Consider the following 14,977-nt stretch of genomic DNA (forward strand, 5'->3'; position numbering starts at 1 on the left):
CGGTGGTGACCTCCCGCGCGCCCATCACGCGAGGGGCCGACGCGCGTTGATCGCCGCCCGCAACGCCGCGAACAGGTTCGCCGCCGAGAACGGCTTCGCCAGCAGCTGGATGTCCTCCAGGCCCGGCACGTCGGAGGGGCCGATCTCGTCGAATCCGGAGATGAACAGTACCGGGAACCCCGGCGAGAGGCGGCGGATCTCCTGCGCCAGCGTCACGCCGTCCATCACCGGCATGCGGATGTCGGTGAGCACCACCGCGATGTGCTCGCCCTCGGCGCGGAAGCGCTCCAGCGCATCGTGCCCGTTCTGCGCCTCGATCACCGTGAACTCCTGGCGCGAGAGCAGCCGCCGGGTGGTGCTGCGCACCGCCGTGTCGTCGTCCACCAGCAGCACGGTGGCGGGCAGCGGGCCGGCATCGATGGCCGCGGGGGGTGCTGTCGGCGCCGCTGCACCAGGCCGTGCCGGCAAGGTGATGTGAAACGTCGTGCCCTGGCCGGGGGCACTCTCCACCCGCACCGTGCCGCCCGACTGCGTCACCACGCCATACACCACCGCCAGCCCGAGCCCCGTGCCCGTGCCGACCGGCTTGGTGGTGAAGAACGGCTCGAACACCCGCGCACAGACGGCAGCGTCCATGCCGACCCCGGTGTCGGCGACGGACAGATGCACCTGCGCGGTGGCGGCGTCCAGCGTCACCGCCAGCGAGAGCGTGCCGCCGCCCGGCATCGCGTCACGCGCATTGAGCACGAGGTTCAGCACCACCTGTTCCAGCTGGCTGCGGTCGGCCAGCACGATGGCGGGCGTGGAGGCCGCATGCACCTGCACGTCGATGCTGGGCGGCAGCGACGTCCGCAGCAGCGGCAGCACCTCCGCCACCAGTCGCACCACGTCCACCGGCTCCGTGGGCCGCGTCTGGCGGCGGCTGAACGCGAGCAACTGGCCGGTCAGGCCCGCTGCCCGCTCGGTGGTCTGCAGCGCGAGCTCCAGGTCGCCGCGCAGCGAGAACTCGGGCGGCATCTCGTTCACGGCCAGTTGGATCGAGTTGCGGATCGCCGCCAGCAGGTTGTTGAAGTCGTGCGCCACACCGCCGGCGAGCTGCCCCACCGCCTCCATCTTCTGCGCCAGGTTCAGCCGCTGCTCCATTTCGCTGCGCTCGCGTGCGAGCTCCTCGCGCCGCGAGTGGTCGCGCCACGACACCACCGACACGCGGCGGCCCGACAGCGTGGCGTGCCGCACGCTCACCTCCACCGGCACCGGCGTGCCATCGGCACGCTGGTGGAGCCACTCGAAGGTGTGCGCGCCGCGCTCGAGGGTGATCGCGCCGAACTCGCGGGACTTCTGCTCCGACGGCGTGCCATCCGGCTGCCGGGCCGGCGAGAACTCAGCCGGCCGGCGCCCGATCAGCTCGGCCTTGAACCGCAGTCCGAGCATGCGCAGTGCCGCCGGGTTGCAGTCGATCACCGCACCGGTGGTGTCGGTCAGCAGCAACCCGTCCAGCGCATGCTCGAACACCAGGCGGAACCGCTCCTCCGCCTCCTTGCGCGCCGTGATGTCCTGTCCCGTCGCCACGATGCCGGTCGCGGTCCCCTGTTCGTCCACCAGCCGCGCCACGTTCCAGAGCAGCGTGCGCCGCGTGCCATCGGGCAGCAGCAGGCCGTTCTCATAGTTCAGGGTCCGCTTGCCGGCCAGCACCTCGGCGATGTCGATCGCCACCGCGTCACGGGACTCCGGCGCGACGAACGTCGTCACGTAATCCATGCCGATCGCCTTGTGCCGCGGCGTCTGGTACAGCCGCTCCGCCGCCGCATTCCAGGCGAAGATCGCATGATCCGGGCGCAGGCCGAGGATGATGTTGCCGGCGGTGTCGATGATGGCACCGAGCATCGCGCGCTCGGTGTGCGACTCCTGCGACAGGCGGGTCTCGAAAGGCATCAGTGAAGCGGAACCGGTGCGGCGTACGTCCCGCCCGGCAATCGTGCCGGGTCGGGACGCAACCTACGCCGCCGCGTGCCAAAGCACAGCACGCCAACACGGGCGCATCGTGCTTGCAAACAAGCGTTTGCGAATCCTGTCCCGATTCCGGCGTCAGCGTGCGATGGCGTGGCGCGCGAGCACGTACTGCACGGCGAGGTCCGTGGTGCTCCACAGCTGGATGTCACCACCGCTCCCGTATCGCTGCGCGCCCAGCCGCCCGCGTTCCACGCCGTAGCTCCACAGCTCCGCGTGGAAGCCCGACTGCTCCACGGCCAGGCGCACCTGTTCGAGCATCGCACCGAGTGCCGACCGTCGCGCCGCGTCGCGCGCGCCGTCGGGTGTCCGCAGCGCGAGGTGCTGTGCGACCCCGAGCAGGAAGAGGTTCACCTCGCGGCCCCAGACCACGCGCGGTCCGTGGTACGGGTCCTTCACGAAGGCAGACCACACCGCCGGCGGCGCATACGCGTCGTTGGCCACGACCGGGCCGATGCGTGCCACGAACAGGCCGGTCGGGTAGGGCAGGGCGAAGAGGCGCGCATCGCGGTCGAGCTGCGCGAGTTCCGCCTCGCTCGGCGGCGTGGTGCGGCCGTCGCCATCGCCGAGGAAGATGCGCGTCGCGGCATCGGTGTTCATCACCGGGATCGGCGCGCCGGTGGCGTCGAGTGCGACGGCCAGGAACTCGAGGCCGTCCGTCGGCAGCGCGCCGGCCTGCGCCTGCCACCATCCGCGTTCCTCCGCGGGCATCGCGGCCAGCCGTGCCGTCACCGCAGCCTGCGCCTGGGCCGCATCACGGCGCACGAGAAAGTGTCGTGACGCCCCCTTCCATGTGGCGATCGCCTGTTGGAGCCGGGCGGGCTCGCGGGCGTAGCGCGCCAGCGGCGTGTCCCCCGCGGTCGCCGCACCGGTCGCGATGCCGAGGTCGCGCATCGCGTCGAGGATGCGGCCCACCGACTCCAGTGCGTGTGGCACCCAGATGGCGTTGATGTCCATCGCGTAGCGGCCACCGGCGTACCCGGCGCCGCTGTCGCGCCAGCTCGCCGTCTCCCACCCCGCGGGCGCGCGTGGCGCGAAGGCGATGAGGTTCGCCGTGACCGGGTCCTCGGCATAGGCCGCCGTGAGCCGGGTCACGAGGTCCAGCTCGCGCACGAGCTGCTGTGCATGCGTGGCACCACCGGCGCCGCGCGTGTTCAGGAATGCGCGCTTCGCCGACGCGGGCACGGCCGGGTCGGTGATCCACCGCGCCACGACGATCGGCAACTGGTACTCGTCGTCGATCATGTGGTAGTTCTCGCGCGTGGTGCGGAGGGCGCGCAGGACGGAGTCGGCGCGGGCCAGCAGCACCGCGGGCGGTTCAGCGCCGGCGGCGTTCCCCCCGCCCAGCGCCGCCTCGACGAGGGTCGCGTAGGCCCCCGCCGATTCGCGCACGGCCTGGTCACCGAGCGCCTCCTCGTGCGAGACCTCGCCACCGGGGCCAAGCTTGCCGAGGGCGGTCGATATGACGGCCTCGAGCGTCTCGTGGCGCCAGATCGGCCGCATCATGAGCGCGGTCATCAGCATGTCGCGGCCGAAGTACGTCGCGTACGTCGGCAGGCCGGCCATCAGCTTCTCCCGCGAGACGAGCAGCTCCACGCCGCGCACCTGCCGCTCCATCCGTCGCGCGCGGATGGCCGCGGAGTCGGTCGCCGGCACGCGCGCGCCGCGCGCGGCGGTCTCGGCGAGGAAGGCGAGGAAGTCGGGGGTGAAGATCTGCTCCCGCGAGAGCGGCGTGAGCGTCCGGGCGGTTGTGGTGATGCGGCTCGTGAAGGTCACTGCATCACCGCGCCGCGCCTGCAGCGTGACCGAGTCGCCGCCAAGGGCCGGCAGCACGTCGGCGGTGCGGCCCGTCAGCTCGACGGTGAGGGTGTCGCGGCCGTCGAGCGTGGCCTGCACCACGCGGGCGCGCCAGGTGGTGGGCGTGGTGGTGAGGGTGGGGTGCGGATGGAGGCGCGCGCGGAGCTGGGCCACCGACCGTGCGTTGAGTCGCGCGAGGTGCTGCGTGCGGACCCCGGCCGGCAGGCGCTCCAGTGCGGCGAACAGCCGGTCGAGGTCGGGGAGCCGGTACGGCGCCGCGGCGAACGCCGTGCGGGCGCGCTGGTCATACTGGAAGTCACGTTCCACGCGCATGGAGCCGAGCAGGAACCAGCCGATGCTGACGGTGCTGCCGGCGGCGGTGAGCGTGTGCGTGAAGTGTCGCGTGCGACCACTGCGTCCCGCCCGGGACGGAGCGGCCGCCCAGGTGATGGCGGGGACGGTGCCATCCGGTGCCCGGACCGTGTAGCCGATGCTCGCATTGTCGGCATCGGCGAGCAGGTGCACGACGCGTGCGCTGCGCTGATCGATGTAGAGCTGCAGTGTGTTGCGTGCGGCGTCGCGGAAGAGGCGCGTCTGGTACCCGCGATAGGCGCTGGTGTCATCGAGCGCCGGGTCCGGGAAGGAGAGGACGGGCAGGACCGGCGCCTGGGCGACGGCGAGTTGTGCGAGCAGGGCGAGGGCGAGCACGGTGATGTGTCAGGAAGGGGAATCGGGGCCGGTTTCCGCGGACCTGGCGGTCCGGGGCGTGGAATCGGGGCGCGCTGGCCGGTGGGTCTCCGCGCACGCGCGGTGGCGGTGTCGTCCGGCTTCCTGAATGCTACGACTCGGTGCCGGAACCGGTGACCGGTGCGGGGAATGTGCACGCTTTGCCCCGGACGACTGCCGACTCCTGCCGAGATTTGCCGACAATCTCCCGGACGTGCAAGCCGTTCAGGGGACAGGCTTTACGCGCCAACGGTCCGGTTTGGTACGATCTCTTGACACGGTTCGTGCCGGCGGCGAGCATAGCCCCAACAATTCCCGGGCACACTGGCGTCTGGCCGGCAGGATCCGGCCGGGTGCCGCTTGCCATACGGTTTCTCCTTCCCCGAGGTGAGGACGCGCGCAGCGCGCGCGGCGCGGCTACGAAGCACGGCGATCTGTAACGCCCCGCGCGGCGTTCCGCGCGATGGCCGGCGGATGCGCAGTGGGAGAGGGAGTCTCCGCGTGCGGCGTGGCCCGCGATGACCCCGGCGAGTCGGAGTGCAAGCGGGACTGGCGATGCCGACAGCGGGGCATCGCGCAGGGGACGGAAGGCCCCTGGTGGGTGCGCAGTTGATGCGCGGTATGGAGTCTGGAATAGGGTGACCGCTGGTCCGGTCAGCAGTTGCAGGTGCTGTCTCGGCGGGTGCGTGGCGGTGAGTGCATCGCAGGCGCGTCCGTATGACAAAACCCTCCGCATGATTCAGGAGAGCAGACGAATGAAGTTGATCCGAGGTCTGATGGCCGCGGCAGTAGGCGGCCTGATTCTGGCAAATCCGCTGCAGGCACAGGGTGCCCGCGGTGCGATTTCCGGTCGAGTCATCGACTCGACCAGCCAGTTGCCGATGCAGAGTGTCACGGTGACGATCGAGGGCACCCAGCGTGGTGCCATTACGCGGGTGGATGGTGGTTTCACGCTCGCCGACCTGCCGGCCGGCACGGCACGCCTGCGTGTGACCCGCATCGGATACACCCCGCAGGTCAAGGATGTTGCAGTGATCCCGGGCCAGACCGCGACGGTCCGGTTCGTCATGCAGGCTGTGGCCGCGAACCTCGGTGCCGTCGTCGTGACGGGCTACGGCTCGCAGCGCAAGGAAGCGGTGACCGGCTCGGTCGCCACGATCAACGCCGAAGAGGCGAACGTCGGCGTCGTGGCCAACCCGACCCAGCTGCTCGCGGCGCGTGCCCCGGGCGTGAACGTCACGCTGAACAGCGGTGAGCCGGGTGCCGGTGCACAGATCCGCATCCGTGGCGGCACGTCCATCAGCGCCAGCAACGACCCGCTCTACGTGGTCGATGGTGTGCCGCTCCAGAACAACGAGTCCGAGGCCCGCGGCTACGGCATCGGCGGCTCGGCGGCCCTCGGCCGCAACCCGCTCAACGCCATCAACCCGTCCGACATCTCGTCGGTGACGGTGCTGAAGGACGCGGCGGCCACCGCCATCTACGGATCGCGCGGTGCGAACGGCGTGGTGCTGATCGAGACCAAGAAGGGGCGCTCCGGCGCCGCGACGATGGAGTACGAGACGTACGCCGCCTTCGGGCAGGCCGCCAACGCCCTCGAGCCGCTCTCGGCCGCGCAGTACCGCGCGCTCCTGACCAAGGAAATCGCGAACACGAACAACCCGGCCGCGACCCGCACGGCGCTCTCGACCCAGCTCGCCGGCCTCGGCACGGCGAACACGAACTGGGAGTCGGAGCTGCAGCGCACGGCGCTGACCCAGAACCACAACGTGTCGTTCGCCGGTGGCAACCAGACCACCACGTTCCGCGCCTCGCTCAACTTCGCGGACCAGCAGGGCGTCGTGATCTCGAACGGCTTCAAGCGCCTCCAGGCCCGCCTCAACGGCAGCCATGAGGCCCTGAACGGCCGCCTCCGCATCGGGCTCAACCTGAGCTCCTCGCGCATCGAGAACGACTACCTCCCGTTCGAGAACACCGGCGGCTTCGAGGGCGGCGTGTTCCAGAACTCCGTCATCTACCTGCCGACGAACCCGGTGTTCGTGACGAACACCACCACGCAGGCGCAGTCGTACTACGAGACCGGCCTCGGCCGCCAGGAGAAGCGCAACCCGGTGGCGCTCGCGAACACGGTGCTCGACGAAGGCCAGACCATGCGCACGCTGGCGAACGTCACCACGTCGTTCTCGATCTTCCCGAGCCTCATCGCACAGCTGAACGTCGGCACCGACCGCTCGAACGGCCAGCGCAACATCTACCTGCCGCGCGCCGGTTCGGTGGGTTCGGAGTTCGGCGGCCTGGCGCAGCAGTCGCAGCGCGCCCTGTCCAACCAGACGCTGCAGTCGCTGCTCACCTGGTCCCCGACGGTCGGCCATGAGATCGACTTCGACATCGTCGGCGGCTACGAGTACACCGACTTCGACAACACGGACTTCTCGGCCCAGAGCCGGAACTTCACGACCGACGCCTTCACGTTCAACAACCTCGGCGCCGGCGCGAACCCGCAGATCCCGCAGTCGTACCAGGAGCAGAGCCGGCTGGTGTCGTTCTTCAGCCGCGCGAACTTCGGCTACAAGAACAAGTACTTCCTGACCGGCGTGCTGCGCCGCGACGGTTCGTCGCGCTTCGGCGATGCCAACAAGTGGGCGGTGTTCCCGGCCATCTCCGGTTCGTGGCTCGTCTCCGACGAGTCGTTCGCCAAGGGCCTGCCGTTCTCGCAGCTCAAGCTCCGCGCCGGCTACGGCCTCCAGGGCAACCAGGCCGTGCAGCCGTACGCCTCGCTCCCGTCGCTGGCCCCGGACGGCGGCGCACGCTACGTCTTCGGCAGCACGGTCTTCACGGGCATCGTGCCGAACGTGAACGCGAACCCGAACCTGAAGTGGGAGCAGTCGACGCAGGCGAACTTCGCCATCGATTACGGCCTCTCCGACGGCAAGTACAGCGGCTCGCTCGAGTTCTACAGCAAGAAGACCACCGACCTGCTGCTGACCGTGCCGATCTCGCAGAGCGGCTCGGCCTTCGTCTCCACGCAGCTGCAGAACGTGGGCTCGGTGCAGAACCGCGGCCTCGAGTTCTCACTCGACGGTCGCATGATCGAGCGCTCCGGCCGCGGCATGAACCTGACCGTCGGCCTCGTCGCCTCGATCGAGCGCAACAAGGTCCTCGACCTCGGTGCCGCCGACTTCATCGAGACCGGTGGCGTCTCGGGCCAGGGCCAGACGGGCGTGAACTCGCAGCGCATCATCCCGGGCCAGCCCATCGGCACGTTCTATGGCGCGGAGTTCGCCGGCTACAACACCGCCGGCAACCAGCTGTTCAACAAGTACACCGTGACCCGCGATGCCGCCGGCAACGAGACGTCGCGTGTGCTGGCCGGCACGACCACCAGCGTCGGCGCGGATGACAAGGTCATCATCGGGAACGCCAACCCGAACTTCAGCCTTGGCCTCCGCAGCAACCTGACCTGGCACGGCTTCGATGCCAGCTGGCTGTGGCGCGCCGAGCAGGGCCGTGACGTGTTCAACAACACGGGCCTGGTCTACGCCACCAAGCAGGCGATCACCGCCCAGCGCAACCTGCTGTCGTCCGCGCTGGACACCCCGGAGCCGATCTCGGAGCCGGCCCTGTACTCCTCGCGCTGGATCGAGGACGGCTCGTTCGTCCGCCTCCAGAACGTCACCATCGGGTACACGTTCAACCTGCCGTTCGGCGGTGGCAGCAAGAGCACGCGCGTCTACGTCTCGGGCGACAACCTGCTCCTGTTCACCCCGTACTCGGGCTATGACCCGGAAGTGTTCATTGACTCCGGCCTGGCATCGCGCGGCATCGACTACCTGTCGTATCCCCGCGCCCGGACCTTTACCACCGGTCTGCGCATTGCGTTCTGAGTCGGTCCCCGGTGTTTCTGAGTTGATCGTGAATTCCTACCTGTCTCTTTGAGGCGAATGCGAATGTCTCTGTTTCGAAACCCGGTCCGCACGGCGCGCCTTGGCGCGCTGCTGCTGGTCCCTGTCGGCCTGATGGTCGGTTGTACCGACCTGAAGGAGACCCCGACGAGCCTGATCACGAAGGACACGTTCTACAAGAACTCGAACGAGGTGTTCGCCGGCCTCGCGTCGGTGTATGCCAACCTCCGCAACAACATGGAGGACTACTACGCCCTGAACTCGGTCTCGTCCGCCGAGGGCGTGGTGCCGGTGCGTGGTGGTGACTGGTTCGACAACGGTGCCTGGCTCGAGCTGCACCGTCAGGGCTGGACGCCGAACAGCGTCGTCGGCCTGCGCGAAGGCTCCGGGATCTGGAACCAGCAGTACACCGGCGTCGCGCGTGCCAACATCCTGCTCGAGGCGCTCGATGCCGTCGACGTCGCCGGCGAGGCCGCGATCCGCGCCGAGGTGCGTGCCCTCCGTGCGCTGTACTACATGCAGCTCATGGACGTCTACGGCGGTGTGCCGATCGCGACCGACACCAAGGTCGAGGAGCGCGCCCCGAAGACCCGTGCCGAGGTGTTCACGTTCGTCGAGACCGAGCTGAAGGCAGCCCGGGCCGACCTGCCGAAGACCTGGCCGGACCAGCAGGGCCGGCTCACGCGCGGCGCGGCGGATGCCATGCTCGCCAGCCTGTACCTGAACGCCCGCGTCTGGGGCGGCACGCCGACCGCCTCGGGCATCACGCTCGGGACGGCCAAGTGGACGGAGGCCTCGGCCTTCGCCGACAGCGTGATCAACAACGGCAGCTACTCGCTGGCGACCGCGTCGTACACGAACTCGTGCGGCTCGGGCTTCAAGGCGAACTTCTGCTACGACAACCAGACGTCGCCGGAGAACGTGTTCGTCGTGCGCGGCAAGGCAGTTGACGGCCTCGGCTTCAACCGCCAGTACAACGCCCTGCACTACAACTCGTTCGCAGGTGGCGGCGGCTGGAACGGCTGGGCGATCGTCGAGCAGACGTACAACATGTTCGAGGCGGATGACCCGCGCCGGACGACGATCCTCGCCGGCCCGCAGGTGGACCTGTTCACCGGCGCGCCGGTCAACAACCGCCAGGGTTCGCGCCTGATCTTCACGGCCACGATCGCAGACGTGCTCGCGGCCAACGAGGGCGAGGGTGTGCGCCTGTACAAGTTCCCGCTCGACCCGGGTCGCGCCGGCAACGCCAGCGGCAACGACTTCACGCTCTACCGCCTCGCCGAGATGTACCTGATCAAGGCCGAAGCGCAGAACGAACTGAACAACGTCGAGGCGGCCCGCACGGCGCTCAACGTGGTCCGGGCCCGTGCCTTCCCGGGGGACAACGCCAAGTTGATCCCGTCCGGCCTGACCCAGGCGCAGATGCGCGCCGCCATCTTCGCCGAGCGCGTGTTCGAGCTCACCGGCGAGGGCAAGCGTCGCCAGGACCAGATCCGCGAGGGCACCTACACCTCCGGCACCTGGTTCGCCCACGATCCCACCCCGGCCCACAAGGTCGTGATGCCGATCCCGCAGGCGCAGCTGAACACGAACTCGAAGCTGGTGCAGAACCCCGGTTACTGAGGACTGCCTCAGCCCGGTTTCGGGTGTAACTTTGCAGGGCCTGCATCGGAGCATCGATGCAGGCCCTGACTGCTTTCAGCACGCTGCTGCCGCTGACGCCCGCGCGGCATTCATCATTCCCGAAGCGAAGATCGTGGCATGAGCTCCGGATCGACCGTCCTGCGCACCCTCCTGGTGGCGATGGGCTGCCTCGCCGCCGCCTGCGGGAAGGAGACTGCTCCCGCCGCCACGCCCGACGCCCCGCGCACGGCTGCCGCCCCTGGGGTCGGCACCACGCTGTTCACGACGATGCCTGCGGGCTTCACCGGCATCCGGTTCGAGAACCGCATCGTCGAGACGAATGCGATGAACGTCTTCGTCTACCGCAACTTCTACAACGGCGGCGGCGTCGGCATCGGGGACCTGAACGGCGACGGCCGGCCCGAGGTGATCCTCGGCAGCAACCAGCAGGGGCCGCGCACCTTCCTCAACGAGGGCGGGTTCCGGTTCCGCGACATCACCACCGCGTCCGGCCTGGTCACCACGAAGCCCTGGACCACTGGCATCGCCATCGCCGACGTGAACGGCGACGGCCGCCTGGACGTGTACGTGAGCCATGCCGGCAAGGTGGACGCCGATGCGCGGCGCAACGAGCTCTGGATCAACGACGGGGTCGGCGCCGACAGCCTCCCGCACTTCAGCGAGCATGCCCGCGAGTACGGCCTGGACGACGACGGGTACACGACCCAGGCGGCGTTCCTCGACTACGACCGCGACGGCGACCTGGACCTGATGGTCGTCAACAACTCGCCGCGCCCCGCTGCCAGCTTCGGCCTGCGCAACACGCGCGCGGAGCGCAACCACGACGGCGGTGACCGGCTCTACCGCAACGACGGTGGCCGGTTCACCGACGTGAGCGTGAAGGCCGGCATCTACGGCAGCGAGGTGGGGTTCGCCCTCGGCCTCGGCACCTCGGACCTCACCGGCGACGGCTGGCCCGACATCTACGTCTCCAACGACTTCTTCGAGCACGACTACCTCTACGTCAACCGGCACGACGGCACGTTCAGCGAGCAGATGCTCCAGCGGGTGGCGAACGGCAGCTACTTCTCGATGGGCATGGACATCGCCGATGCCGACAACGACGGGCAGCCGGACATCTACACCACCGACATGCTGCCCGAGGATCAGTACCGGCTCCGGACCACCAGCTCGTTCGACGGCTGGGACGTGTACCAGGCCAAGCTGCGCAACGACTATGGCCACCAGTTCATGCGCAACATGCTGCAGCGCAACAACGCCGACGGCACCTTCAGCGACGTGGGACAGATGGCTGGTGTCTCGCGCACCGACTGGAGCTGGAGCGCGCTGATCGCGGACCTCGACCTCGATGGCCGCAAGGACATCTACGTCACCAATGGCCTGATGCGTGACGTGACGTCGCAGGAGTACCTGTCGTTCATCGCCAACAACACCGAGACGGCGAAGAACATGACCAGCGGCGGCACGGTGGACTTCATGGCACTGACCAACGCCATGTCCACCACGCCGATCCCCGACTACGCCTTCCGCAACGACGGCGGCCTGCACTTCAGCAACCAGGCGGCCGCCTGGGGCCTGGCGCAGCCGAACATCTCCAGCGGCACGGCGTACGGCGACCTCGATGGCGACGGTGCGCTGGACCTGGTGGTGAACAACGCCAACCTCGAGGCGTTCGTCTATCGCAACAACGCGCGCACGCTCACGCCCGCCAACCACTTCCTGCAGGTGCAGCTCGAGGGCACGGGGCTGAATCGCTTCGCCGTCGGCGCGCGGGTGGTGGTGTGGGGCGGTGCGCAGCAGTACGTGCAGGAGCTGTTCCCGGTGCGCGGGTTCCAGTCGAGCGTGGACTACACGCTCACCTTCGGGCTCGGTGCGCTGGCGGCCGTGGACTCGGTGACGGTGGACTGGCCCGACGGGCGCCACTCGGCACACGCATCCACGACGGTGAACACGAAGATCGTGCTGAAGGCCGCGGACGCGGTGCCGGGTGCTGTCCGTCCGGCGACGGCGCCTGCCACGGTGCTGCGTGACGTGTCCGCACAGGGCGCGATCGCCTGGGCGCATCGCGAGGACGAGTTCGTGGACTTCGATCGCGAGCGGCTCAGTCCCCGGATGCTCTCGATGGAGGGGCCGGCCGCGGCCAGCGCCGACGTGAACGGCGATGGCCTGGACGACGTCTTCATCGGCGGCGCGAAGGACCAGGCGGGCACGCTCCTCCTCCAGCGGCCGGACGGGTCGTTCACGGCGGGCGACGCCGCCCTCTTCGCCCCCGATGCGGTGGCCGAGGACGTCGGCGCACTCTTCTTCGACGCCAATGGGGACCGGCGCCCGGACCTCTACGTGGTGAGCGGCAGCAACGAGTACTCGGATGGCTCCACGGCGCTGCAGGACAGGCTGTACCTGAACGACGGCAACGGCCGCTTCCACAAGGCCACCGATGCGCTGCCCGCGGAGGCGAACAGCGGGTCACGCGCCGCCGCGGCGGACTACGATGGCGACGGTGACCTGGACCTGTTCGTCGGCAGCCGCAGCATTCCGTGGCGCTATGGCGTGGATGCCAGCAGCATGCTGTTGCGCAACGATGGCACGGGACACTTCACGAACGTCACGGCGACACTCGCCCCGGGCCTGCTGAACATCGGGATGGTCACCGACGGCGTGTGGCAGGACGTGGACGGCGATCGCCGCCCGGACCTGGTGGTGGTGGGCGAGTGGATGCCGATCACGGTCTTCCGGAACGCGGGCGGTGGCCGGCTCGTGAAGGGTGCCGCGCGCGGCCTCGAGAAGAGCGCCGGGTGGTGGAACCGCATCATCGCCACCGATGTCGATGGCGACGGGCGGATGGACTTCGTGGCCGGCAACCTCGGGCTGAACAGCCGGCTGCGCGGCACGCCGGCCGAGCCGGCGACGATGTACGTGAAGGACTTCGATGGCAACGGCTGGACCGACCAGGTGCTGGCCTGCTACGACCAGGGCCGCAGCTTCCCGGTCGTGCTGCGCGACGAGATGATCCGCGCGCTGCCGCCGCTCAAGGTGCGCTTCCTCAGCTACACCGAGTACGCGAAGGCCAGCGTGACCGACATCTTCACGCCGGCGGACCTCGAGGGCGCGGTGCAGAAGCGGGCCGAGTGGTTCGCGTCGTCGGTGGTGCGCAACAACGGCGACGGCTCGTTCACGCTCACCGCGCTGCCCGACGAGGCGCAGCTGGCGCCGATGTACGGCATCAGCGCCGGTGACGTGGACGGTGACGGGCGGAGCGACCTCCTGCTGGCCGGCAACTTCGACGGCTTCAAGCCCGACATCGCGCGCACCAGCGATTCGTACGGCGTGTTCCTGCGTGGTGGCACCGGCGGCACGTACAGCACCGTGCGGCGGCCGGCCAGCGGCTTCTTCGTGCCGGGGCAGGCCCGCGAGGTGCTGCGCCTCCGGTCGCGTGATGGCGACATCCTGTTCGTGGCCCGCAACAACGACACACCCCTGCTGTTCCGCACCAACCGACGCAACCCATGATGACCTCCATGGCACGACGAGCCGCGGGTCTCGCGCTCCTGTCCGGGATGATCGCCCTTGCCGGCTGCACGCCGGCGGCACCGAAGGCCGTGGCCGTGGCCACGATCTCCGCCACCGGCGCCGACGCCACGCCGCTGCATGACGCGGTGTCGCAGGTGAACGACGTGATCGTCTACGACATCTTCAGCCCGCCGCAGGCCGCCCGCGTGTACGCCTATGCGGGCGTGGCCGCCTATGAAGTGCTGCGGCAGTCCGACACGAGCTATCACACCATGGCGGGCCAGCTCAACGGGCTGGCTGCCGTGCCGGCTGCGCCACAGGGCGTGTCGCTGCCGGTGGCTGGCGTGCACGCGTACATGGTGGTGGGGCGTGCGCTGACCTTCTCGCAGGCGCGCATGGATTCGCTGCGCAAGGCAATGGACACGCGGCTGGCTTCCGGCGTGCCCGACGACGTGTTCGCCCTGTCCATTGCCTATGGCGACAGCGTGGCGGCACATGTGCTGGCCTGGGCCGGCCGCGACGGGTTCAAGCAGCGCAGCGGGCTGCCGAAGTACAGCGTGCTCCGCGATGCCGCTCGCTGGATCCCGACGCCGCCGGCCTACATGGATGCGGTGGAGCCGAACTGGGGCACGCTGCGGCCGTTCGTGATGGACACCTCGAACCAGTTCAAGCCGGCCCCGCCGCACCCGTTCGACACCACGAAGTCGAGCCCCTTCTACCGTGAGATGAAGGAGGTGTACGACGTGGGCCGCACGCTCACCGAGGAGCAGCGGGCCATCGCGGCGTTCTGGGACTGCAACCCGTTCGTGATGCACGTGCAGGGGCACACCATGTTCGCCACCAAGAAGATGTCGCCCGGCGGGCACTGGCTTGGCATCGCCCGGCTGGCCTCGCACAAGGCGAAGGCCGACATCGTGCGCTCGGCCGAGGTGTACGCGATGACGTCGGTGGCGCTGGCCGACGGGTTCCTGAGCGTCTGGGCGGAGAAGTACCGCAGCAACCTGATCCGGCCGGAGACGGCGATCAACCGGCACATCGACGAGAACTGGGTGCCGCTGTTGCAGACCCCGCCGTTCCCGGAGTACACCAGCGGGCACAGCGGCATCTCCTCGTCAGCGGCCACGGTGCTGACGCGGCTCTACGGCGATGACTTCGCGTTCGCCGACTCGACCGAGCTGGAATACGGGCTGCCGGTCCGCAGCTTCACGTCGTTCAATGCGGCGGCGGCGGAGGCGTCGGTGAGCCGCCTGTACGGCGGCATCCACTACCGGCGCGCGATCGAGGAGGGGCAGGTGCAGGGGCGGAAGGTGGGTGAGCTGGTGCTGGCGCGGGTGGTGACGCGTGGCGCGTCGGCGCCGAAAGCCGTCGCGACGTCGCGGTGATGCCGT

At 69.2% G+C, this 14,977-nt stretch carries 6 protein-coding genes; 4 read left to right on the forward strand and 2 right to left on the reverse strand.

All coding sequences use genetic code 11. The features are described 5' to 3' along the window. Positions 1 to 24 precede the first annotated feature (24 nt). Both IT355_02770 and IT355_02775 read right to left on the reverse strand, forming a co-directional pair. Entirely contained in the window at positions 25 to 1,932 is a 1,908-nt protein-coding gene (locus IT355_02770) for a PAS domain S-box protein (protein ID MCC7052161.1), read from the reverse strand. A 153-nt stretch (positions 1,933 to 2,085) separates the two neighbouring features. Next, positions 2,086 to 4,512, reverse strand: coding sequence for a hypothetical protein (locus tag IT355_02775; protein ID MCC7052162.1), 2,427 nt, complete (start codon positions 4,510 to 4,512; stop codon positions 2,086 to 2,088). A gap of 794 nt (positions 4,513 to 5,306) precedes the next feature. Here IT355_02775 and IT355_02780 point away from each other — a divergent pair. The 4 genes from IT355_02780 to IT355_02795 all read left to right on the forward strand — a co-directional run bounded on the left by IT355_02780 (position 5,307) and on the right by IT355_02795 (position 14,971). Next, positions 5,307 to 8,414, forward strand: coding sequence for a SusC/RagA family TonB-linked outer membrane protein (locus IT355_02780; GenBank protein ID MCC7052163.1), 3,108 nt, complete (start codon positions 5,307 to 5,309; stop codon positions 8,412 to 8,414). Between the two features lie 63 nt (positions 8,415 to 8,477). Further along, positions 8,478 to 10,058 carry a RagB/SusD family nutrient uptake outer membrane protein gene (locus tag IT355_02785; GenBank protein ID MCC7052164.1) on the forward strand — a complete coding sequence of 527 codons (1,581 nt, stop codon included), beginning with the start codon at positions 8,478 to 8,480 and terminating at the stop codon, positions 10,056 to 10,058. A gap of 138 nt (positions 10,059 to 10,196) precedes the next feature. After that, entirely contained in the window at positions 10,197 to 13,589 is a 3,393-nt protein-coding gene (locus IT355_02790; GenBank protein ID MCC7052165.1) for a VCBS repeat-containing protein, read from the forward strand. A gap of 8 nt (positions 13,590 to 13,597) precedes the next feature. Continuing rightward, positions 13,598 to 14,971 carry a vanadium-dependent haloperoxidase gene (locus tag IT355_02795; protein MCC7052166.1) on the forward strand — a complete coding sequence of 458 codons (1,374 nt, stop codon included), beginning with the start codon at positions 13,598 to 13,600 and terminating at the stop codon, positions 14,969 to 14,971. The last annotated feature ends 6 nt before the right edge of the window (positions 14,972 to 14,977 follow it).

It is taken from the genome of Gemmatimonadaceae bacterium (genome assembly GCA_020851035.1).
Classification (GTDB): Bacteria; Gemmatimonadota; Gemmatimonadetes; order Gemmatimonadales; family Gemmatimonadaceae; genus JACMLX01.

What these genes read in the sequence shown, in the direction of transcription:
- IT355_02780 (MCC7052163.1), top strand. Translation starts at nt 5,307, where the DNA reads ATGGCCGCGGCAGTAGGCGGCCTGATTCTGGCAAATCCGCTGCAGGCA.
- IT355_02795 (MCC7052166.1), top strand. Translation starts at nt 13,598, where the DNA reads ATGGCACGACGAGCCGCGGGTCTCGCGCTCCTGTCCGGGATGATCGCC.
- IT355_02785 (MCC7052164.1), top strand. Translation starts at nt 8,478, where the DNA reads ATGTCTCTGTTTCGAAACCCGGTCCGCACGGCGCGCCTTGGCGCGCTG.
- IT355_02790 (MCC7052165.1), top strand. Translation starts at nt 10,197, where the DNA reads ATGAGCTCCGGATCGACCGTCCTGCGCACCCTCCTGGTGGCGATGGGC.
- IT355_02770 (MCC7052161.1), bottom strand. Translation starts at nt 1,932, where the DNA reads ATGCCTTTCGAGACCCGCCTGTCGCAGGAGTCGCACACCGAGCGCGCG.